Source organism: Streptomyces sp. CA-181903 (assembly GCF_050937075.1).
GTDB lineage: Bacteria > Actinomycetota > Actinomycetes > Streptomycetales > Streptomycetaceae > Streptomyces.
On sequence record NZ_JBNJLY010000001.1, the window covers coordinates 6913285 to 6934095 of the forward strand.

Genomic DNA, 20811 nt, shown 5'->3' on the forward strand with positions numbered 1-20811 from the left:
GGCCTCCCGGCCGTCAGAGCGCCGACAGCTCGTCCACCAGGTCGTCCAGGCCCAGCGAGCCCTGCGACAGCGCCGCCATGTGCCACGCCTTCGCGTCGAACGCGTCGCCGTGCCGCTTCCGCGCCGCCTCGCGGCCCAGCAGCCAGGCGCGCTCGCCGAGCTTGTAGCCGATGGCCTGGCCCGGCATGCCCAGGTAGCGGACGAGTTCGCTCTCCACGAAGTCCGCCGGGCGGCTGCTGTGCAGGCCGAAGAACTCCTGGGCCAGCTCCGGCGTCCAGCGCTCGCCGGGGTGGTACGGGGAGTCGGCCGGGATCTCCAGCTCCAGGTGCATGCCGATGTCGACGATGACGCGGGCGGCGCGCATCATCTGGGCGTCCAGGTAGCCCAGCCGCCGCTCCGCGTCGGTGAGGAAGCCCAGTTCGTCCATCAGCCGCTCCGCGTACAGCGCCCAGCCCTCGGCGTTGGCGCTGACCTGGCCCAGGGTCACCTGGTAGCGGGAGAGGCGGTCGGCCACGTGCGTCCACTGGGCGAGCTGGAGGTGGTGGCCCGGCACGCCCTCGTGGTACCAGGTGGACACCAGGTCGTACACCGGGAAGCGGGTCAGGCCCATGGTAGGCAGCCAGGTCCGGCCGGGGCGGGAGAAGTCCTCCGACGGGGCCGTGTAGTACGGGGCCGCCGCGCCGCCGGGCGGGGCGATCCGCGACTCGACGCGCTTGACCCGCTCGGCCAGGTCGAAGTGGGTGCCGTCCAGCGCCTCGATGGCCTCGTCCATCAGGCCCTGGAGCCACTCCCTGACCTCCTCGACGCCCTCGATGTGGGTGCCGTGCTCGTCGAGGTGGGCCAGCGCCTCCCAGGGCGTCCGCGCGCCCGGCAGGATCTTCTCGGCCTCGGTCCGCATCTCCGCCAGCAGGCGGTGGAATTCGGACCAGCCGTAGGCGTACGCCTCCTCCAGGTCCAGGTCGGTGCCGTTCCAGTAGCGCGACCACCGGGCGTAGCGCTCGCGGCCCACCACGTCCGGGGCGCCCTCGACGGCGGGGGCGTAGACGTCCCGCAGCCAGTCGCGGATCCCGGCGAGGGCGCCCGTGGCGGCCTCCGCCGCGCCGTCCAGCTCCGCCCGCAGCTCCTCGGGGCCGGGTGCCGTGAAGTCGCCGAACCAGCCCTTGCCGTCCGTGCCGATCCACTCGGCCAGCTGCTCCAGCACCGTGGCCACCTGCCGCGGACCGCCCGGCAGCCCGCGCTTCAACCCCTCGGCCAGGGACGCCCGGTAGCCCTCCAGCGCGGCCGGCACGGTCCACAGCCGGGCGGCGACCGCCGACCAGTCCTCGGCGCTGTCCACCGGCATCAGCGTGAAGACCTCGCGCACCGAGTGCAGCGGCGAGTGGATGTTGCTGACGGCGCGCAGCGGTTCACCCGCGTCGTGCACCGCGAGTTCGGCCGTCAGCCGCTCGCGCAGCAGCCGGGCGCAGCGCCGCTCGGCGTCGTCGTCCGCGCCGGGCAGCCGCTCGGCCTCCGCCAGCCGGGCCAGCGTCTCCCGCGCCAGAGCGGCCACCGCCTCCTGCCCCTCGGGCGAGAAGTCGGGCAGCCGGCGGGCGCTGGACGCCACGCCGAGGTAGGTACCGGTGATCGGGTCGAGCTCGATGTACGCGTCGACGTAGGCGTCGGCGACCTGGCGGGGCAGCTGGGTGCTGGTGGTGTTCGGCATGCGCCCATCCTCGTACGGCGGGGGCCGCCGCGTCACGCCGGATTCGCCGTCACCGGGACGCGCGGCCGTCGACCGGCTTTGACGGCCGTCCGGCGGCCAGGCGCGGGACGGCGGCCGGCGTGACGCGGGCGGTGATCACCAGCGTGCCCTCCTCGACCTGGTAGTCCAGCGGCAGGCCCAGCCCGCGCATCGCCGCCACCATGCCGGTGTTGGACGCCCGGGTGACCGCGTAGACGCTCTCGCAGCCCGCCTCGGCCGCCATCACCACCAGCCGGCGCAGCAGTTCGGCGCCGACACCGCGCCGCTGCCAGGCGTCCTCGACGAGCAGCGCCACCTCGGTCTCCTCGCCGTCCCACAGCAGATGGCCGAGCGCGACCAGCCGGCCGGACGGCGCGTACGCGGCGAGCGTCCGGCCGAACCGCGGGCCGAGCAGGTGGCCGAGGTAGCGGTCGGCGGCGGCGACGTCCCGGACCGGACCGTGGTAGCGCAGCGCGAGCGTCGCGGGGGAGCAGCGCTCGTGCATCGCCTTGGCCGCCGCCAGGTCGCCGGTGTCCGCCCGGCGGACCGTCACCTCGTCCCCGGCGGGCAGCGTCAGCACGTCGTCGCGGCGCGGGAACCGCGGGCCCAGCCGCGCGTCCAGCTCGACGAGCGCCCGGGCGCGGGCGAACTCCGCCGGGGTGAACGGGAGATGGGGACGCTCGATGGTGATCGTGCCGCCGGAGGGGTCGCGCAGCCGCAGCACGGTCTCCCGCCACTCGCCTTCGGCCGGGACCTCCGCCGCGCCCGCGGGCGCCGAGCGGATCGCGCACCGGCCGAGCAGCCGGCGCAGCGCGAGCGGCAGTTCGGCGGAGTCCAGGGCGGTGCGGGTGGCGAGGTCCAGCACCCGGGTGGGGGCGTCCACCAGGTCGTGGGCGTCCGCCCGCTCCAGCCAGGTCGCGCGGCCCCCGCCCGCCTCGGCGGCCCGGGTCAGCGCGTCGGCCGTGAGCCCGCCCGGCGCGCGCAGCAGCAGCTCGTCGACCGTCCCCTCGGCCAGCGGGTGCGTCTGGAGGGCGAGGATGTCGACGCCCCGGCCGGCCAGGGCCAGGCAGAGGGCCGCCAGGCTGCCCGGCTCGTCGCGGACGGTCGTGCGCATCCGCCACAGCACGCTGCCGACGGCCTCTTCGGGGAGGCGGGGGGCGGGTGCCTCGGACCGAGCCCGGCGCCGCCGGTGCCACCAGGTGTGGAACCCGGCCGTGGCCAGCAGCGCGGCGGCCGACCCGGCCAGCAGGACCGGCCCGTCGGGACCGTGCACCACGGTGTCGGCCACGCAGTCGGCGGCGGCCACGGCGGTGAACAGGGCGGCGAGCTCCGCCAGGTCACGCCGCCAGTGGTGCGCGCGGCCGGGGGCGCCCGTGGGGGTCGCGTCGGTGTCGGTCATGGTGTCCACCCTGACGAAGCGGTGTTGCCCGATCACGAACACCTCGTGTCCTCCCGGTAAAAGACACCCGCGGCACGTTACGGACGGGGTCGCTCCATCGGCCCCCGGCGGCCGCTCCGACCTGCGGTGACGGCGCCCGCCCGGGGGCCGTCCCGGGTCGGCGGCCGGGCGCCGCGACGTGGATACTGGCGGGCATGCGCGTTGACATCGACATCGAAACCGCCGGCCGGGCCGCCGTCTACCGGCTCCTCACCTCCGTGGTCGTGCCCCGGCCGATCGCCTGGGTGTCCACGGTCGCCGAGGACGGGACGACGGCCAACCTCGCCCCGCACTCGTTCTTCACCATCGCCTGCGTGGAGCCGCCGATCGTGCAGTTCACCTCGGTGGGCCGCAAGGACACCCTGCGCAACGTCGAGGCGACCGGTGAGTTCGTCGTCAACCTGGCCCCCGAGGGGCTCGAACGGCAGATCAACGAGACCGGCGCCGACTTCCCGCCCGGCGTCGACGAGTTCGACGCCGTCGGCCTCGCCAAGGAGCCCTCGCTGGCAGTGAAGGCACCCCGGGTCGCGGACTCGCCCGTCGCCCTCGAATGCCGGCTGCACGGCACGCTGCGCCTCGGCGACTCCACGATCGTCCTCGGCCGGGTCGTCCACGCCGCGGTCGGCGCGTCCTTCCTGGACGGCGAGCACCCGGAGATCAGCCGGATGCGCCCGCTCAGCCGCCTCGGGAGGGACGAGTGGGGGACGGTCGGCGGGGTCCGCTCCACCCCGCGCGTCGCCTACGCGGACTGGAAGCCGGCGACCTGAACCGACACGGGCCCGGGGAGCCGCCCATGCCGTGAGGCGCGCCCGGGCCCACGCGCCCGGGCCCACGCGTCCGGGCCGGGGCGTGCGCCCGGGGCGCACGCCCCGGCCCGCTACCCTCCCGACACCAGGTCCCGCAGCGCGTCCTCCACCCCCCGGTGGAAGGTCGGATACGCGTAGATCATGTGCCGCAGCGTCTCCACCGGCACCTCCGCCCGGACCGCCACGGCCACCCCGTACAGCATCTCGCCACCCGCCGGGCCGGCCGTCGTGGCCCCGACCAGGACGCCGCGGTCCGCGTCCTCGACCAGCTTGATCAGGCCCTGGTTGCCCGCCTTGTGGATCCAGCCGCGCGCCGAGGACGGCACCCGGGCCAGGCCGGTGCGCACCCGGAGCCCGCGTTCGCGGGCCTGACGCTCCGTCAGCCCGACGGCGCCGATCTCCGGGTCGGTGAAGGTGACGCGCGGCAGCGCCCGGTAGTCGGCCCCGGGCCCCGGTTCGCCCAGCAGCTCGCGGGCGACGATCTCCGCCTCGTACATGGCCACGTGCGTGAACGCGCCGTGGCCGGTCACGTCGCCCGCCGCCCACAGCCCGTCCGCGGCCCGCATCCGGCCGTCCGTGGGCACCGAGCGGGCCTCCGGGTCCAGGCCGACGGTCTCCAGCCCGAGGTCCCGCAGGTCCGCCCGGCGGCCGGTCGCCACCAGCAGCCGGTCGGCCGTCAACTCCTCGCCGCCGTCCAGGACCAGGGTGAACGCGGTGCCGTCGTGGCGGCCCGCGGCCGCCCTGGCGCCCGTCCGGACGGTCAGCCCCTCGGCCGCCAGCACCTCGGCGAGCAGGACGGCGGCCTCCGGCTCCTCCGCCGGGACGAGGGTGTCCGTCGCCTCCACCACGGTGACGCGGGTCCCGAACCGGGCGTAGACCTGGGCGAGTTCGACGCCGATCGAGCCACCGCCCAGCACCAGCAGCGACCCCGGGGGCTCGGTGGCCGCGATGGCGTCCCGGTTCGTCCAGTACGGGACGGCGTCCAGCCCGGGCACCGGCGGGATCTGCGGCTTCGTCCCGGTGGCGAGCACCACCCCGCGCGCGGCCTCGAAGACGCCGCCCTCCGGACCGTCCACGGTCACGGTCCGGGGGCCGGTGAGCCGGCCCCGGCCGCGCGCCAGCCGGCCGCCCTTGCCGCGGAACCGGTCGGCGGCCACCTGGTCGTCCCAGTCGTCGGTGGCCTCGTCGCGGATCCGCGCCGCGACCGGCGACCAGTCCGGCTCCACCCGCGCCGCGCCCGCCATCCCGGGGATCCGGCGGGCCTCGGCCAGCAGTCCGCCGGCCCGGATCATCATCTTGCTGGGCACACAGCCCCAGTACGGGCACTCGCCGCCGACGAGTTCCGCCTCCACCCCCACCACCCGCAGACCGGCCTCCGCCAGCCGCCCCGCGACGTGCTCGCCGCCCGGGCCCATTCCGATGACGACGACGTCCACCTGCTCGGCCATGCCACCGCGCTCCGCTCCGTTGTGGGCTTCCCCGGACCGTTCACCCTGCCAGCACCGGGGGCCGCCGGTCACGGCCGACGCGCGCCCGGGGACGAGCCGGCAGACGGTGGGCGCTTGTCCGGTTCTGCCCTTGGGGGTTTTGTGAAGGACGTGCAGAATTCCCCACCGTACCGCCATGCGTCTCGCGTCACGTCGGTTCACGCCTGTGAGGAGAAGTCATGCGTTCGGTGAAAACGGTGCTCGCCCTCGGTGCCGCGGCCCTCGCCGCGGCCGGTGCGCTCACGACCCCCGCCGCGGCGGCCCCGCCCGCCCCCGACTCCAACGGCAAGGCCATGACCTGGACCCTGCTCGCCGACGGGCCCGGCGGCACGGTCCAGGTCGGCGGCGGCCCCCTGAGCAACCCCTACCAGGGCGACACCGCCACGACCACGGCACTGCCGCTGCTCTGCCTCAAGGTCGACGGCCGCCCCGTCCCCGCGGGCATCACCCCCGGCTTCTACGCCGGCTGGGCGCGCGGCGCGGTCGCGGCCACCGCCCCGATCCGCGGCAACCGCCTGACCGGCCGCGCCGTCGCCGACGGCGTCTGCGCCAACAACTTCGGGGCCGGCTGGCGGATGGCCGAGTTCCACGACGGCAGATACGGGACCAACCTGGAGAGCTCGGGCGGCTGGAGCTTCTGGGCCGAAGGCGACGTGCCCGCCGGCACCCGTTTCTGGACGGCGATCAACGACCAGCCGGCCAACCCCTGGAACTGACCGGCCCGAGGACGGCCGCGCCCGCCCCGGGACGCCGAACGCGACGGACCACCTTCCCCTCGCGCCTCTTCCTCACACCGGTGACTGTCACCCCGCCGGGTTCAGCGCGCGGTGTCCAGGATCACCCGGGCGACCAGGGCCGGATCGTCGTTCATCGGAACGTGCCCGCAGCCCGGCAGCCGGACCAGCCGCGCGCCGGGGATCACCTGCGCGGCGCGGATCCCCTGCCGGCGCGGCAGCACCCGGTCGCGGGTGCCCCAGGCGATGGTGACCGGCAGGTCCGGCAGTTCGTGCGCGAACAGCACCGAGCGCCCGGCGGCGAGCGTGGCCTCGAAGCCCACGGCGTCCCGCAGCGCGACGGCCTCCGCGACCACCGCGTCGACCGGGCGCCGGCCGGGGCGGGCGTAGACCAGACTGACCAGCGCGGCCCGGCCGGCGGGGGTGGCGGCCAGCCGGGTCAGCCGCTCGGGCGGCAGCCGGCGGGCGCCGTTGCGCAGTCCGCGGAGGACGGTGAAGGCGTACCGGCGCTCGGACTCCGTCCAGAACCCCGCGGGGGAGAGGGCGGTGACGGTCCGTACGAGTTTCTCGTGGCCCAGTTGCAGGGCGATCAGTCCGCCCAGGGAGTTGCCGGCCACGTGCGGCCGGTCCAGGCCGAGTTCCTCGAAGAACGCGCGGAGGACCGCGGCCGTGCCCGGCAGGTCGTACGGCACGGCCGTCGGCAGGGCGGGGGAGCGGCCGAAGCCGGGCAGGTCCACGGCGACGACGTCGTGGTCCGCGGCGAGTATCTCGAACACCGGCTCCCACGCCTGGAGATGGTGGCCGATGCCGTGCAGCAGGACGAGCGGGTCGCCTTCGCCGGCCCGGCGGTAGACCACCTCGGCCGGGTGCGGCCCGGAGGGGGTGTCGAGGGAGAACGTCGCGGTCTGCAAGGTGTCACCCATGAGTCGGCTCCTGGTGATCCTCGGGGGTCTTGTAGACAGGATGTCAGCAATGGTTACCGCCGGGTAGACCTGTGACGTGACCCTTTGTCCGAGGCTCCCGGGGCTCGCCCGGCCCGGCGCTCGCGGCTCCCGGCGCGCGCCTCCGCGCGCCGCTCACTCCGCTTCTTCCGTGGCGCCGGCGACGGTTGGTGACCGTGCTCCCGGGCGCGAGGGGGCGGGCGCTCGCCGACGGTCACCGAGGGTGCCGAAAGGTCCGTACCACCTCAAGGGGTGCCGCGCATTGGTCTTGACCAAGTGCGCACACCGTCCTATGGTCACAGGCATACTGCAACAACCTTTAATAAAGAAGCGCGCGAAAAGCCTTTGCGGAGGATGAGGGTGGGGACGACGCAGCTGGAGACGGCGCCCGAGCCGAAGTACTGGCACCTGAAAACGGTGTTGAGCGACGCGCTCGACTCGGAGTTCGCGGTGGGGGAGATCCTGCCCAACGAGCGTGAACTCGCCGCCCGTTTCGGGGTCGCGCGCGCCACGCTCCGCCAGGCGCTCGAACAACTGGAGCTGGAAGGACGCCTCCAGCGCCGCCGGGGCGTCGGCACCACGGTGGCCCCGCCGCGCGTGGGCGTCGCCGTCGCCGACGCCGAACACGCCTGGCCCGGCACCACCGAGGACGACTGGCAGCCCGTGGACAGCGCCGAGGCCGTGCCGCCCGCCGCCGTCGCGCTGCTCCTCGGCACCGGACGCGACGACGTCGCCCACACCGTCCGCCGCACCCGCAGCAGCCACGGCCGGCCCGTCGCCACCGAACTGCTCTACGTGCCCGCGTCCGGCCTCCCCGGCCTCGACATCCCCGAGACCGCCCCCGGCCCGGCCCGCGCCCGCGCCGTCCTCCGGGCGCTGCACCGGCTCCCGTTGGAGGGGCAGGACCGTGCGGTGGAGCTGGGTTCCGCCCGAGCGGACGACGCGAAGCAGCTCGACCGGCTGCCCGGGGCGCCTGTCCTCCTCGTCACCACCCGGTACTTCGCGGAGGGCCGCACGGCGGCGGTGGCGGTCGCCACTTACCGGGCTGATACGTGCCGGCTCACGTTCGGGGACGGTGACCCGGTGGGGCTGCTGGCGAGCTGACTGCCGATGCTCGGTTGGGTGCCCCAGACCCGCCCTTTCGCCGTTTCTTGCGGGGGCTGCGCCCCAGACCCCCTTGTCCTCAATCGCCGGACGGGCTGAAATCAGCCCGTCCGGCGATTGAGGACAGCGCCCGCAGGGCGCTTCGGGGGTGCGGGGGCTTGCCCCGCAAGAAACGGCGAAAGGGCGGGACCGGGGCACCTCACCCCGCCGTAACCGGCCGCTCCACCGCGAAAAGCTCGCCCTCCACATGGTCCAGCGCCAGCCGAAGCGCCCCCGTCGCCACCGCCGAGTCGCCCAGCAGCGACATCGCCACCCGTGGCGGCCGCAGGCAGTAACGGGCCAGTTCGGTGCGGAGGGGGTCCAGGATGCCGCCGATGCCCGCGGCCCAGCCGCCCACCACCACCAGCTCCGGGTCGAGGGCCAGCACCAGCGCGGCCACGTCGTGGACCAGGCGGCGCAGATAGCGGTCCACGGCGGCCCGGGCCCGTTCGTCGCCCTCTCTGGCCAGGGCGAACACCCGGACCACCTGGGCCTCGTCCAGCGGGTGGAGCGGTTCGTCCGTCGGTGACAGGACCTCCTCCGGCGTCGCCTCGCGGCCCAGCAGGTGCAGGGCGCCGATCTCGCCGGCCGCGCCCCCGAAACCGCGGTGCAGCCGCCCGCCGATCAGCGAGCCGGCGCCGGGGCTCAGACCCGCCAGGACGAAGACGACGTCGTCGATGCCGCGCGCCGCGCCCTTCCAGTGCTCGGCGACGGCCGCGGCGTTGGCGTCGTTCTCGACGAGGACCGGGCAGCGGAACGACCGCCGCAGCCGCTCCCCGAGCGGCAGTCCCGTCCACTCCGGCAGCGCCGTGCCCAGCCGGACCGTTCCGTCGGCCTCCACGATGCCCGGGCTGGCCACGCCCACCGCCCGGAGCGCGCCGCGCGGCACGTCCGCGCGGCGCAGCAGGTCGGCGACGGTCGTCCGGACGCGGTCCAGCCGTTCGTCCGCCGACGCGGTCTCCGTCACCTCGGCCGCCGCCGAGCCGGTCACCCGGCCGCTCAGGTCGGAGAGCAGCGCCGCCACCCGGTGCGGCCCGATCTCCACGCCGAGCAGGTGCCCGGCCTCCGCCCGGAAGCGGAACCGCCGCGCGGGCCGCCCCTGGCGGCGCGCCGCGCCCTCCTCGGCGAGCGCCTCCGCGACCAGCCCGGAGTCGATCAGCCCCTCGACCACGCCCTCGACGGTCGGCCGGGACAGCCCGGTGGCCTTGACCAGGTCGGTGAGGGTGGGGGGCGAGGACGGCGCGGCGGCCCGGAGCGCGTGCAGGACCACGGCCGAATTGATCCGCCGCAGCAGGGACGGGTCCCCACCGGTGAGCCGCCCCAACGTCGCCGCCTCCCTGCCCTCGAGTCTTCCGCGTCCGCGCCTTTTGCGTCCTCTTTGCCGCCACCGGATCGTAGCCGGTGCGCCCGGGGGCGGCGAGGGCCGGTGCGCCCGGCCGTGCTCCACCCGAGCAGCTTTGACGGCGGTTCACGGTGGCGTGCGCCCGGCGGCCCCGGACCGCGCCCGCACAGTGGAGGCACCTCGGGACCTCGGCGTCCCCAGGACCAGCGACCGGGCACAGGAGGACAAGCGCGTGAGCGATGTGCTGCGAGAGAAGTACGAACACCGGTTCCACGAGCTCGACGTGGACGGCGACGGGTTCGTCAGCCAGGACGACGTCCGGGGCCGGGCCCGGCAGCTGGCCGACGCGCTCGGCGTCCCGGCGCACGACCCGCTGACCCGGGCCGCCGAGGACGCGGCCGACGTCTACTGGAAGGGCGTCGTCTCGCACACGCCCGACGGCGGCGCCCGCCGGGTGGACCTCCCGGCGTTCGTCGCCGCGCTGGAGGCCGCGCGGGAGGACGGGACGCTGCGCTCGATGGTGAAACCGACGGTCCGCGCGCACCTGGCCGTCGCCGACCAGGACGGCGACGGCGTCGTCGACACCGCGGAGTTCGTCGCCGCCCAGCAGGCGCTGGGCATTCCCGAGGACCGGGCGCTCGCCGCGTTCACCGCGCTGGACGCGGACGGCGACGGGCGGCTGACCCTGGCCGAGTGGGAGAACGCCGTCTGGGACTTCTACACGGGTACGGACCCCGACGGCCCCGGGGCCCGGGTCCTCGGGCACACCTGAGACCCGGTCAGGGGCTCTCGTCGAAGGCCGCCTCCCGCAGCCGTCCGAACTCCTCCGCCATCGTCGCGAGCGACCAGTGGGCGTTGAGGCCGCTGGGGTTGGGCAGCGCCCAGATGCGAGTGGTGCCTATGGTGCGGTCCTGTGGGCCTATCCGGGCCTTCTTGTCGCCGAAGGCCGTCCGGTAGGCCGTCACCCCGGCGACCGCCAGCCAGCGCGGCCGCAGCCGCTCGACCTTCTCGACGAGCAGCCGGCCGCCCTCGCGGAACTCCTCGTCGCCGATCTCGTCCGCCCGGGCCGTGGCCCGCGCCACGACATTGGTGATGCCCAGCCCGTACTGCGGCAGCAGGTGCTGCTCGGACGGGTGGAGCCGGCGCGGGGTGAAGCCGGAGGCGTAGAGCACCGGCCAGAACCGGTTGCCCGGCCGGGCGAAGTGGTGGCCGGTGGCGGCGGACATCAGCCCGGGGTTGATGCCGCAGAACAGCACGTGGAGGCCGTCCGCGACCACGTCGGGGACGAGGCGGTCGCGGGCGGCTTCGAGTTCCTCAGGAGTGGGTCGGGCCATGCGTCACAGGATGGCACCCGGCGCGTACGCGGCGGCCTCCGGGCGGGCCTTGACGATCTCCTCGACGCGGGCGGCCACGGAGGCGACCTGGTCGGCGGCGGCGCCGGAGAAGGAGAGCTTGTCCGCCATCAGCGCGTCCAGCGCGGCCCGGTCCAGCGGGATCCGCTCGTCGGCCGCCAGCTTGTCCAGCAGCTCGTTGCGCTCGGCGCCCCGCTCGCGCATGGCCAGCGCGGAGGCGACGGCGTGCTCCTTGATGGCCTCGTGCGCGACCTCGCGCCCGACACCGGCCCGGACCGCGCCCATCAGCACCTTGGTGGTGGCCAGGAACGGCAGGTAGCGGTCCAGCTCGCGGGCGACGACGGCCGGGAAGGCGCCGAACTCGTCGAGGACGGTGAGGAAGGTCTCCAGCAGGCCGTCCAGCGCGAAGAACGCGTCCGGCAGCGCGACGCGGCGCACGACCGAGCAGGAGACGTCGCCCTCGTTCCACTGGTCGCCCGCCAGCTCGCCGGTCATCGAGGCGTAGCCGCGCAGGATGACCATCAGGCCGTTGACGCGCTCGCAGGAGCGGGTGTTCATCTTGTGCGGCATGGCGGACGAGCCGACCTGGCCGGGCTTGAAGCCCTCGGTGACCAGCTCGTGCCCGGCCATCAGCCGGACCGTCTTGGCGAGCGAGGACGGCGCGGCGGCCAGCTGCACCAGCGCGGTGACCACGTCGTAGTCCAGCGACCGCGGGTAGACCTGGCCGACGGAGGTGAGGGCGTGCCCGAAGCCCAGGTGGGCGGCGATCCGCCGCTCCAGCTCGGCCAGCTTGCCCGCGTCGCCGCCGAGCAGGTCCAGCATGTCCTGCGCGGTGCCGACCGGGCCCTTGATCCCGCGCAGCGGGTAGCGGGCCAGCAGCTCCTCGACCCGGCCGTACGCGACGAGCAGCTCGTCGGCGGTGGTCGCGAAGCGCTTGCCGAGGGTGGTGGCCTGGGCGGCGACGTTGTGCGAGCGGCCCGCCATGACCAGCTCGGCGTGGTCGGCGGCCAGCTTCGCCAGCCGGGCCAGGACGGCGACCGTGCGGTCGCGCACCAGCTCCAGCGAGAGCCGGATCTGCAACTGCTCGACGTTCTCGGTGAGGTCGCGCGAGGTCATGCCCTTGTGGACGTGCTCGTGGCCGGCGAGGGCGTTGAACTCCTCGATGCGGGCCTTGACGTCGTGCCGGGTGACCTTCTCGCGCTCGGCGATCGACGCGAGGTCGACCTGCTCCAGAACCCGCTCGTAGTCGGCGAGCGCGGCGTCCGGCACCTCGATCCCCAGGTCCTTCTGGGCGCGGAGCACGGCCAGCCACAGCCGGCGCTCCAGGGTCACCTTGTACTCGGGGGACCACAGGACGGCGAGCTCGGCGGAGGCGTAGCGGCCGGCCAGCACGTTGGGGATGCGGGGCTTGGAAGATGCGGGAGCAGTCACGTGACCGAAGTCTACTGGCGGAACGCGCCAAGCCGTACGGCGGCCCGGATGGTGCGTTCCTACGAGGACCGGCCGGGACCGGCGGTTCCGTCCGCCCAGCGCCGCCAGCCGGTGACGCAGCCCGGCGGCTCGGCCGCCGGCGTCACGAAGTACGCCTCCCCGAGCGCGGTGCTGAAGTGCGCGCCCGCCCGGCCGTCGCCCGAGGACCGCCCGGTGAGCCGGCGGCCTATCCACGGGCCCAGGTGCTCACGGGCGAAGCGGAGGTCGGAGCTCCGTCGGGTGGCCCAGCCGGGGCGGACGGCCGGCGGCAGGGGGCGCCGCCAGTCGGACTCCGCGGGCAGGCCGAGCGCCTGCCAGACCGCCTCGGCGACCCGGCGGTGCCCCTCGGCGTTCAGATGCAGCCGGTCCTCGGCCCACAGCCGGGAGTCGCCCAGCACCTCGGCGCCGAACAGGTCGACGACGAGGGCGCCGTGCCGCCCGGCGAGCTCGTCGATGAAGCCGAACAGCCGCTCCATCCGGGGGCGGAACCGCTCCAGGACCGGGCCGCGCCGGCCCGGGCTGCGCATCAGGACCAGCTGCCGGCAGCCCGGGGCCAGCCGTTCCACGGCCTCGGCCAGACGGTCGCAGACCAGGCCGACGTCGCACTTGGGCCGCAGCACGTCGTTGAGCCCGCCGACCAGCGTCACCAGGTCGGCGCCCAGCGCCGCGGCGGGCGCCGCCTGCTCGTCGGCGATCTGCCCGATGAGCTTGCCGCGCACCGCCAGGTTCGCGTACCGGAAGCCGGGGGTCCGGGCGGCGAGGCGGGTGGCGAGCAGGTCGGCCCAGCCGCGGTAGGAGCCGTCCGGCAGCAGGTCGGACATGCCCTCGGTGAAGGAGTCGCCGACCGCGACGAAGCTGGTGAACACGGGCGCCTCGGCCTGCTGGGCCGGCGGGGCGTTCTCGGGGTTCCCGGTGGGGGAGGCATTCATCCGCATGGCGCGGCGATCCTACTCCCGTCCCTTCCCGTGCCCCTTCGGCCCCTCCCGCCCCACCGTCCCGCCTGGTTTACCCCTTCCGTCCGACGAGTCTCACACCTTCCGTCCGACGAGCTGCCGGAGGACGTCCTCCAGCGTGACCATCCCGGCCAGCCGGTCGTCGGCGCCGAGCACCGCCGCGAGGTGGGCGCCGGTGCCGCTCATCGCGGTGATGACGTCGTCCAGCGGGGTGTCGGCCCGCACCTGCGCGATGGTGCGTATCCGGCGCAGCGGGAACGGGACGTCGCGCGGCGTCGCGTCCAGGGCGTCCTTGACGTGCAGATAGCCCAGGATCCGGCCGCGGTCGTCGATCACCGGGAAGCGGGAGTAGCCCGACCGGGCGGACAGCGCCTCCAACTGCTCGGGGGTGACGCCGAAGCGGGCCGCGACCACCCTCTCGACGGGCAGCACCACATCGGCCACCGGACGTTTGCCCAGCTGCAGGGCGTCCCGCAGCCGTGCCGTCGACCGCTCGTCCAGCAGCCCCGCGGCGCTGGCGTCCGCCACCATGCGGGCCAGCTGGTCGTCCGAGAAGACCGCCGCCACCTCGTCCTTCGGCTCCACCCGCAGCAGCTTCAGGGCGCCGTTGGCGAGCTGGTTGATGGCGAACACCACCGGGCGCAGCCCGCGCGAGAGGGTCACCAGCGGCGGGCCGAGGAACAGGGCGGTGCGCACCGGCTCGGCGAGCGCGATGTTCTTGGGCACCATCTCGCCGAAGAGCATGTGCAGATAGGTCGACACGGCCAGGGCGATGGCGAACGACACCGCGTGGATGCCCCCGGGCGGCAGTCCCGCCGCGTGGAGCACGGGCTCCAGCAGGGTGGCGATGGCCGGTTCGGCCACCACACCGAGCACCAGGGTGCAGAGCGTGATGCCGAGCTGCGCCGCCGCCATCAGGGCCGAGATGTGCTCCAGGCCCCACAGGACCCGGCGGGCCCGCCGGTCGCCCTGGTCGGCGTACGGCTCGACCTGGCTGCGGCGCACGGAGATCAGCGCGAACTCGGCGCCGACGAAGAAGGCGTTGGCGACCAGCGTCGCCAGTCCGATCAGCAGTTGCACGGCGGTCATCGGCCGGCCTCCCCGAGGCCGTCCGCGCCGTCACCGTCACCGTCGGCGTCGGGGCCGCGGTCGGGGGCCGTGAGCCGGACGCGGGCGGCGCGCCGGCCCGACGCGTCCGTCACCTCGATCCGCCAGCCGGCCACCTCCAGGGTGTCCCCGGCGGCCGGGATCCGGCCGAGGTCGGTGGCGATCAGGCCGGCCAGCGTCTCGTACGGGCCCTCGGGCACCCGCAGGCCGATGGCGTCGAGCTGGTCGGTGCGGGTGGCGCCGTCGGCGTCGTACCGCTGCCGGCCCTCGGGGCCGGTGCCGACGGGGGCCAGGTCGGGCCGTTCGACGGGGTCGTGCTCGTCGCGGACCTCGCCCACGACCTCCTCGACGATGTCCTCCAGCGTCACCACCCCGGCCGTACCGCCGTATTCGTCGATGACGACGGCCATGCTGCGCTTGGCCGAGAGCCGGTCCAGCAGCCGGTCGACGGTCAGCGACGCGGGGACGAGCAGCGGCTCGCGGAGCAGGGTGGTCACCGGGCGCAGGTGGCGCTGGTCGGCGGGGACGGCGAGGACGTCCTTGATGTGGGCGACGCCGACGACGGAGTCGAGGCTGCCCCGGTAGACGGGGAAGCGGGACAGGCCGGTCGCGCGGGTGGCGTTGGCCACGTCCTCGACGGTGGCCCGCTCGTCCAGCGCGGTGACCTGCACGCGGGGTGTCATCACGTTCTCCGCGGACAGCTCCGCGAGGTTGAGGGTGCGGACGAACAGCTCGGCGGTGTCCGGCTCCAGCGCGCCCTCGCGGGCCGAGTGCCGGGCCAGGGCGGCCAGTTCGCGGGGGCCGCGCGCGGTGGCCAGCTCCTCGGCGGGCTCCACGCCCATCCGGTGCAGGACGCGGTTGGCGGAGTTGTTGAGATGCCGGATCAGCGGCCGGAAGAAGGTGGAGAAGGCGCGCTGCGGCCCGGCCACGGTCCGGGCCACGGGCAGCGGGCGGGAGATCGCCCAGTTCTTGGGGATCAGCTCGCCGACGACCATCAGCACCACGGTCGACAGCACGGTCCCGAGCGCCAGCGCCACCGACGACGCCACCGCCCGGGACAGCCCGAGGGCCTGCACCGGGCCGGTCAGCAGGGTGGCCAGGGACGGCTTGGAGAGCATGCCGATGACCAGGCCGGTGACGGTGATGCCGAGCTGGGCGCCGGAGAGCTGGAAGGTGAGGCCGCGGACGGCCCGCAGCGCGCCCTGCGCGCGCCGGTCGCCGGCCTCCGCGGACCGCTCCAGCTCGCCGCGCTCCACGGTGGTGAGCGAGAATTCGGCGGCGACGAAGAGGGCGCACGCGAGCGTCAGCACCAGGGTGAGCACCAGCAGGAGCACTTCGGTCATCGGGTCACCTCCGTCCCATGATCGGGCACGGGCGGGAGGGGCGCGCGATGTCGGACGCCGGGACTGCTGGGAGGTTCGCCCATGGGAGGACGCTCACACCTTTCGTTCGCACAGGAGGTCGGTTCTCGGGACTCACAGGGAGACGGATGCCCCGGGAACCGTGATCACCCATGGTAAAGGAAAGATAAAGCGGCCGTGGGGCGGGTCAGCCCAGCCGGGGCGGCGTCCACCTGGCGTGGCGCAGGACCGCCTGGACCGCCATGCCGGACGGGGCCAGCCGGAACGCCGTGTTCCGGAGGGCGATCGCGAGTGGCCGGTCCAACTGCGGGCCCATCCGCCCGGCCTGCCGGGCCGCGCGGGCGACCGCCTGGCTCCGGGGGCGCCGCTCCGCGTCGTAACGGGCCAGCCCCGACGCGATCGACGGCTCGGCGGCCAGCGCGGCGGCCAGGGTGACCGCGTCCTCCAGCGCCTGGCAGGCGCCCTGGCCCAGGAACGGGGTCATCGCGTGGGCGGCGTCGCCGAGGACGGCCACGCGGCCGGCGACGAACGAGGGCAGCGGGGTCACGAGCTCGTGGATGTCGTGGTGCAGGACGTCCTCCGGGCGAGTGGCCGCCAGCAGCTCCGGGATCGGGGCGTGCCAGCCGCCGAAGCGGCGGCGGAGCGCGGCCAGGGGATCGGCCGGGCGGAGCCCGAGCGGCGCGTTGAGGACCGCGTGCCACTCGGCGCGGCCGTCGGCGAACGCGAGGTGCCCGAACTCCGCGCCCCGCCCCCAGGTCAGTTCGAAGTCGGTACGCAGGTCCACCGGGCGCTCGGTGATCGCCCGCAGCACCGTCGAGCCGCTGTACACGGGGCCCGGGTGGGAGGGGAACAGCGCGCGGCGCAGCCGGCTGCCGACGCCGTCGGCGGCCACGACGACGTCCGCCGTACGGACCTCGTCACCCCACCGGACCCGGGCGCCGGACGGGGCCGTGTGGTCGGTGTGGTCCACCTCCGTCACCTCCGCCCCGGTCACCAGCGCCCCCGGCGGGAGCGCGGCGCGCAGGATCCCGTGCAGCGTGGACCGGGGGATGCCGACGATCGGCGTGCCCAGTTCCCGCTCCAGGGCCGCGCCGTCCATCCGGGCCAGCCAGCGGCCGTCGGGGGTGCGCGTCCCGCCCGTGTACTGGAAGCGGGACGCGGCGCGGAGCGCCTCCCCGACGCCGAGTTCGTCCAGGGCGCGGACGCCGTTGGCCCCCAGGGAGATGCCCGCGCCCGCGTCACCGAGGACGGGGGCGCGTTCGACGACCGTCACGTCCCAGCCGATCCGGCGCAGTCCCAGGGCGGCCGCCAGCCCCCCGATGCCCCCGCCGACGATCACCGCGCTGCTGCCCATGCCAGGCCCCTTCCCACGTCGCGCTCACACCGGATCTTCTACATCTGTAGAAAATCCTTGTGGCGGGATCATAGGCCAGAACCTCACCTGCGGTAGAAAGGGGGGTGTGGCCACCGAACGACGCACCCTCATCGCCGACGCGGCCCTCGACGTCCTGGCCGACGAGGGCATGCGCGGCCTCACCCACCGCGCCGTCGACCGGGCGGCGGACCTGCCGCCCGGCACCACCTCCGCGTACTTCCGCACCCGCCGGTCCCTGCTGGACGCCCTCGTCCGGCGGCTCGTCGACGTCGACCAGACCGAGCTGCGGACGCTCGGCGCCGCCCTGCCGGTACCCCGGAACGCCGACGAACTGACCGCCGGCCTGGCCGCGTTCACCGAACTCCGCCTCACCGGCCCCGGCCGCCGGCGCACCCTGGCCCGCTACGCCTGCGCCGTCGAAAGCGTGCGCGACCCCGCACTGCGGGAGGTCCTCGTACCGCGGGAGAACCCGGCCCGGGACGCCGTCCGGGACTTCCTGGCGGCCCACGGCGTCCCGGACCCCGAGGAACGCACCGTCACCCTGCTCGCCTGCGTCGACGGCCTGGTCTTCGACCGCCTGGTGGCGGGCGGCGAGGTGCCGCGCGCACACGTCAGGGGGCTGGTGGAGACGGCGCTGCGCGGCTCCGGCGGCGGCTGACGGCCGCTCAGTCCGGGCGGACCGCGACCCCCGTGACGCACGGGGACGACGGCAGCCGCAAGCCCGTCTCGGGCACCCGCACCCGCCGCCAGGAGCGGACGGCGAACCCGGCCGCGGCGAGGGCGCGCAGCGGATCCCGGCTCGTCCGGCAGCCGCCGAACAGCCGGGGCCAGAACGTACGGTCGGCCACCCGCTGGACGGCGGCGAACGTCCGCTCCTCCGCGCGTCCGTGCTCGAAGAAGCGGACCTCGGCACCCGGGCGCAGCACCCGCCGCAGCTCACCGAGCGCCCTTGGCACGTCCCGCACCGAGCACAGCACCAGGCACACCACGGCCGCGTCGAACGCCTCACTCTTCACCGGCAGCGCCTCCGCCGTCGCCGGGACGACGTCCACCGGCACCCCGGCCCGCACCGCCGCCTCCACCGCCGCCCGCCGCAACCGCTGCTCCGGCTCGACCGCCACCACCTCGGACACGCCGTCCGGATAGTAGGGAAAGTTCAGCCCCGGCCCGGCCCCGATCTCGATCACCCGCCCGGCCAGCCCGTCCGCCAACTCCCGCCGGTACCCGGCCATTCCGCTCCGCGCTTCCAGCGCGGGGGCGGTGCGCGCGTAGAAACGGGCGAAGAGGGGGTGGTGGACGGGGCCGGGGTCACGCGGTGGCCTGGAACGGCTGTGAAGCGGCGGCATGGCACACCCCTTTCCGGGGACGTCGGCTACCGCGATTGTTCCCCGTGCGGGGGTGGTGAGCCCCGGCCCCTCCCTTTCACCGTTTCCTGGGGCTGTGCCCCAGCCCCCCTTTTCGCGGCTGCGCGCGCTGCGGGGGTGCGGGGGCTTGCCCCCGCAAGAAACTGGGGGCACCTCCCAGCGGTAGCTGGGGGAGAAAGGGAGGGACCGGGGCCACCTCACCCCAGCGCCGCCGGCGACCACGTCCCGGAAAGCTCCGGCCCCAGCCAACCCCCCGCGCCCGCGCGGAAGTCGGCCGGCGGCAGGGCGCCCACCCCGGCGGGCAGGGCGCCCACCAGAGGGGCGCCCGCCGACTCCGGGAAGTCGGACAGATTGCACCGCATCGCCAGATCCGGCTCCGCCGGCCAGCTGCCGATGACGACGCCCGCGCAGGTCAGGCCGCGCGAGCGCAGCGCCTCCGCCGTCAGCGCGGTGACGTTCAGCGTGCCGAGGCCCGCCGCCGCCACCACCAGGACGGGGGCCCGGAGCAGCCGGGCCGCGTCGGCGAGGGTGCCGGCCTCGTCGTCCAGGCGGACGAGCAGGCCGCCCGCGCCCTCGACGAGGACCATGTCGTGGTCGGCGGCGAGCTTTTCCGCCGCCGTGGCGACGTCCTGCGGGCGGACGGGCGGCAGGCCGGCGCGGCGGGCCGCCGTCGCGGGGGCCAACGGCTCGGGGTAGCGCGCCAGTTCCAGGCCGGTGACCGGGCCGGCGAGGCGGCGGACCTCCGCCACGTCCCCCGGTTCGCCGGCCGAGACGCCCGTCTGGGCGGGCTTGAGGACGGCCACCGAGCGGCCCTCCGCCAGCGCGACCGCGGCGATGGCCGCCGTCGTCATGGTCTTGCCCAGCTCGGTGCCCGTGCCCGAGACGATCAGTATCGTCATGCCCGCTTCCCTTCAACCGCGGCCGCCGTCGCCGCCGCGCGTACCGCCCGGCAGACGCGTGCCAGGTCCTCGTCGTCGGTGACGAACGGCGGCATCGTGTAGACGAGGTCGCCGAACGGCCGCAGCCAGACGCCCTCGCGCACTGCCGCCTCCGTCGCCGCCGCCATCCCCGCCGCGTCGAGCGGCGCGTCCAGCTGGACGACGCCGATGGCGCCCAGGACGCGGACGTCCCGTACCCCCGGCACCTCGGCGGCCTCGGCCAGGCCGTTCCGCAGGCCGGTCTCGATGCGTTTGACCTCCGCCTGCCAGTCCTGGCCCAGCAGCAGGTCCACCGACGCGCAGGCGACGGCCGCCGCCAGCGGGTTGCCCATGAACGTGGGGCCGTGCGCGAGCACCGGCACCTCGCCCCGCGAGATCCCGTCGGCCACCCGCGGGGTGCACAGCGCCGCCGCCATCGTCAGGTAGCCGCCCGTCAGCGCCTTGCCGAGGCAGAGGACGTCGGGGGTGACGCCCGCGTGGTCCGCCGCGAACAGCGCGCCCGTGCGGCCGAAACCGGTGGCGATCTCGTCGAAGACCAGCAGCACGTCGTGCTCGTCGCAGAGCCGGCGCAGCAGCCGCAGGTAGCCGGGGGAGTGGAAGCGCATCCCGCCCGCGTTCTGCACGACCGGCTCGACGATCACCGCGGCCACCTCGTGCGCGTGCCGTTCCACCAGCTCCCGCAGGTGCGCCTCGTACGCCGGGTCGGGTTCGGCGTCGAAGCCGGGTGGCGGCGCGTCCGCGAACACCTGCTCCGGCAGCACGCCGGACCAGAGGCTGTGCATCCCGCCGTCCGGGTCGCAGACGGACATCGGCGTCCAGGTGTCGCCGTGGTAGCCGCCGCGCCAGGTGAGCAGCCGCCGCTTCTCCGGCCGGCCGGACGAACGCCAGTACTGGAGGCACATCTTGACGGCCACCTCGACCGACACCGAACCGGAGTCGGCGAGGAAGACGTGCTCCAGGCCCTCCGGGGTGATCTCCACCAGCCGGGCGGCCAGCCGGACGGCAGGCTCGTGGGTGAGCCCGCCGAACATCACATGGCTCATCCGGTCCAACTGCGCCCGGGCCGCCTCGTTGAGCACCGGGTGGTTGTAGCCGTGCAGCGCCGACCACCAGGACGACATGCCGTCCACCAGCTCGGACGCGCCGTGCGCCGGCTCCGCCAGCCGCAGCCGGACGCCCGACGCCGACGCGACGACCAGCGGCTCGCGGCGGCCGGGCATCGGGGCGTACGGGTGCCAGACGTGCTGCCGGTCCAGTTCCAGGAGGCGGCGCGGGGTGAG

19 protein-coding genes are annotated in these 20811 nt (G+C 75.3%); 5 read left to right on the forward strand and 14 right to left on the reverse strand.

The annotated features are described in order from the left end of the window. Positions 1 to 13 precede the first annotated feature (13 nt). Positions 14 to 1702 (reverse strand): DUF885 domain-containing protein, encoded by a 1689-nt coding sequence (locus ACQEVS_RS30645; RefSeq protein ID WP_433026059.1) that lies wholly within the window; start codon positions 1700 to 1702, stop codon positions 14 to 16. A gap of 49 nt (positions 1703 to 1751) precedes the next feature. Further along, positions 1752 to 3119, reverse strand: a complete 1368-nt coding sequence (locus ACQEVS_RS30650) for an N-acetyltransferase family protein (RefSeq protein ID WP_433026062.1) — start codon at positions 3117 to 3119, stop codon at positions 1752 to 1754. A gap of 194 nt (positions 3120 to 3313) precedes the next feature. Here ACQEVS_RS30650 and ACQEVS_RS30655 point away from each other — a divergent pair, with 194 nt between their 5' ends. After that, positions 3314 to 3925, forward strand: a complete 612-nt coding sequence (locus tag ACQEVS_RS30655; RefSeq protein WP_433026065.1) for a flavin reductase family protein — start codon at positions 3314 to 3316, stop codon at positions 3923 to 3925. Positions 3926 to 4035: 110 nt separating this feature from the next. Here ACQEVS_RS30655 and ACQEVS_RS30660 read toward each other — a convergent pair whose 3' ends face one another. Continuing rightward, entirely contained in the window at positions 4036 to 5412 is a 1377-nt protein-coding gene (locus ACQEVS_RS30660) for a dihydrolipoyl dehydrogenase family protein (RefSeq protein WP_433026068.1), read from the reverse strand. A gap of 218 nt (positions 5413 to 5630) precedes the next feature. Between ACQEVS_RS30660 and ACQEVS_RS30665 the strand changes: the two genes are divergently transcribed. Then, positions 5631 to 6167 carry a hypothetical protein gene (locus ACQEVS_RS30665; protein WP_433026071.1) on the forward strand — a complete coding sequence of 179 codons (537 nt, stop codon included), beginning with the start codon at positions 5631 to 5633 and terminating at the stop codon, positions 6165 to 6167. 101 nt (positions 6168 to 6268) lie between these two features. On the opposite strand, the gene ACQEVS_RS30670 is transcribed toward ACQEVS_RS30665, so the two are convergent. Then, positions 6269 to 7108: an alpha/beta fold hydrolase gene (locus ACQEVS_RS30670; protein ID WP_433026074.1), complete on the reverse strand. Its 840-nt coding sequence runs from the start codon at positions 7106 to 7108 to the stop codon at positions 6269 to 6271. 378 nt (positions 7109 to 7486) lie between these two features. On the opposite strand from ACQEVS_RS30670, the gene ACQEVS_RS30675 reads away from it, so the two are divergent. Next, positions 7487 to 8230, forward strand: a complete 744-nt coding sequence (locus tag ACQEVS_RS30675) for a GntR family transcriptional regulator (RefSeq protein WP_433026077.1) — start codon at positions 7487 to 7489, stop codon at positions 8228 to 8230. A 199-nt stretch (positions 8231 to 8429) separates the two neighbouring features. Here the strand turns inward: ACQEVS_RS30675 and ACQEVS_RS30680 are convergent, their stop codons facing one another. Continuing rightward, positions 8430 to 9593 carry an ROK family protein gene (locus tag ACQEVS_RS30680; RefSeq protein WP_433026080.1) on the reverse strand — a complete coding sequence of 388 codons (1164 nt, stop codon included), beginning with the start codon at positions 9591 to 9593 and terminating at the stop codon, positions 8430 to 8432. 250 nt (positions 9594 to 9843) lie between these two features. Here ACQEVS_RS30680 and ACQEVS_RS30685 point away from each other — a divergent pair, with 250 nt between their 5' ends. Then, a complete protein-coding gene (locus ACQEVS_RS30685) occupies positions 9844 to 10383 on the forward strand; it encodes an EF-hand domain-containing protein (protein ID WP_433026083.1) in 540 nt (179 codons plus the stop codon). 7 nt (positions 10384 to 10390) lie between these two features. On the opposite strand, the gene mug is transcribed toward ACQEVS_RS30685, so the two are convergent. The 6 genes from mug to ACQEVS_RS30715 all read right to left on the reverse strand — a co-directional run bounded on the left by mug (position 10391) and on the right by ACQEVS_RS30715 (position 17208). After that, positions 10391 to 10945 (reverse strand): G/U mismatch-specific DNA glycosylase, encoded by a 555-nt coding sequence (mug, locus tag ACQEVS_RS30690; RefSeq protein ID WP_433026086.1) that lies wholly within the window; start codon positions 10943 to 10945, stop codon positions 10391 to 10393. A gap of 3 nt (positions 10946 to 10948) precedes the next feature. Then, positions 10949 to 12394: an adenylosuccinate lyase gene (gene purB, locus ACQEVS_RS30695; protein ID WP_433026089.1), complete on the reverse strand. Its 1446-nt coding sequence runs from the start codon at positions 12392 to 12394 to the stop codon at positions 10949 to 10951. Between the two features lie 59 nt (positions 12395 to 12453). Beyond that, positions 12454 to 13362 (reverse strand): SGNH/GDSL hydrolase family protein, encoded by a 909-nt coding sequence (locus ACQEVS_RS30700; protein WP_433028069.1) that lies wholly within the window; start codon positions 13360 to 13362, stop codon positions 12454 to 12456. Between the two features lie 99 nt (positions 13363 to 13461). Beyond that, positions 13462 to 14475 (reverse strand): hemolysin family protein, encoded by a 1014-nt coding sequence (locus ACQEVS_RS30705; RefSeq protein ID WP_433026092.1) that lies wholly within the window; start codon positions 14473 to 14475, stop codon positions 13462 to 13464. Beyond that, positions 14472 to 15836: a hemolysin family protein gene (locus ACQEVS_RS30710; RefSeq protein ID WP_433026095.1), complete on the reverse strand. Its 1365-nt coding sequence runs from the start codon at positions 15834 to 15836 to the stop codon at positions 14472 to 14474. The genes ACQEVS_RS30705 and ACQEVS_RS30710 overlap by 4 nt, the downstream gene beginning before the upstream one ends. A gap of 205 nt (positions 15837 to 16041) precedes the next feature. Beyond that, positions 16042 to 17208, reverse strand: a complete 1167-nt coding sequence (locus tag ACQEVS_RS30715; protein WP_433026098.1) for an FAD-dependent monooxygenase — start codon at positions 17206 to 17208, stop codon at positions 16042 to 16044. Between the two features lie 106 nt (positions 17209 to 17314). Here ACQEVS_RS30715 and ACQEVS_RS30720 point away from each other — a divergent pair, with 106 nt between their 5' ends. Next, positions 17315 to 17887 (forward strand): TetR/AcrR family transcriptional regulator, encoded by a 573-nt coding sequence (locus ACQEVS_RS30720; RefSeq protein WP_433026101.1) that lies wholly within the window; start codon positions 17315 to 17317, stop codon positions 17885 to 17887. Between the two features lie 7 nt (positions 17888 to 17894). On the opposite strand, the gene ACQEVS_RS30725 is transcribed toward ACQEVS_RS30720, so the two are convergent. The 3 genes from ACQEVS_RS30725 to ACQEVS_RS30735 all read right to left on the reverse strand — a co-directional run bounded on the left by ACQEVS_RS30725 (position 17895) and on the right by ACQEVS_RS30735 (position 20751). Next, a complete protein-coding gene (locus ACQEVS_RS30725; RefSeq protein ID WP_433026104.1) occupies positions 17895 to 18575 on the reverse strand; it encodes a class I SAM-dependent methyltransferase in 681 nt (226 codons plus the stop codon). Between the two features lie 215 nt (positions 18576 to 18790). Next, positions 18791 to 19492: a dethiobiotin synthase gene (bioD, locus tag ACQEVS_RS30730; protein ID WP_433026107.1), complete on the reverse strand. Its 702-nt coding sequence runs from the start codon at positions 19490 to 19492 to the stop codon at positions 18791 to 18793. Then, on the reverse strand, positions 19489 to 20751 hold the full coding sequence (locus ACQEVS_RS30735; protein ID WP_433026109.1) for an adenosylmethionine--8-amino-7-oxononanoate transaminase: 1263 nt from the start codon (positions 20749 to 20751) through the stop codon (positions 19489 to 19491). The genes bioD and ACQEVS_RS30735 overlap by 4 nt, the downstream gene beginning before the upstream one ends. Between the last annotated feature and the right edge of the window lie 60 nt (positions 20752 to 20811).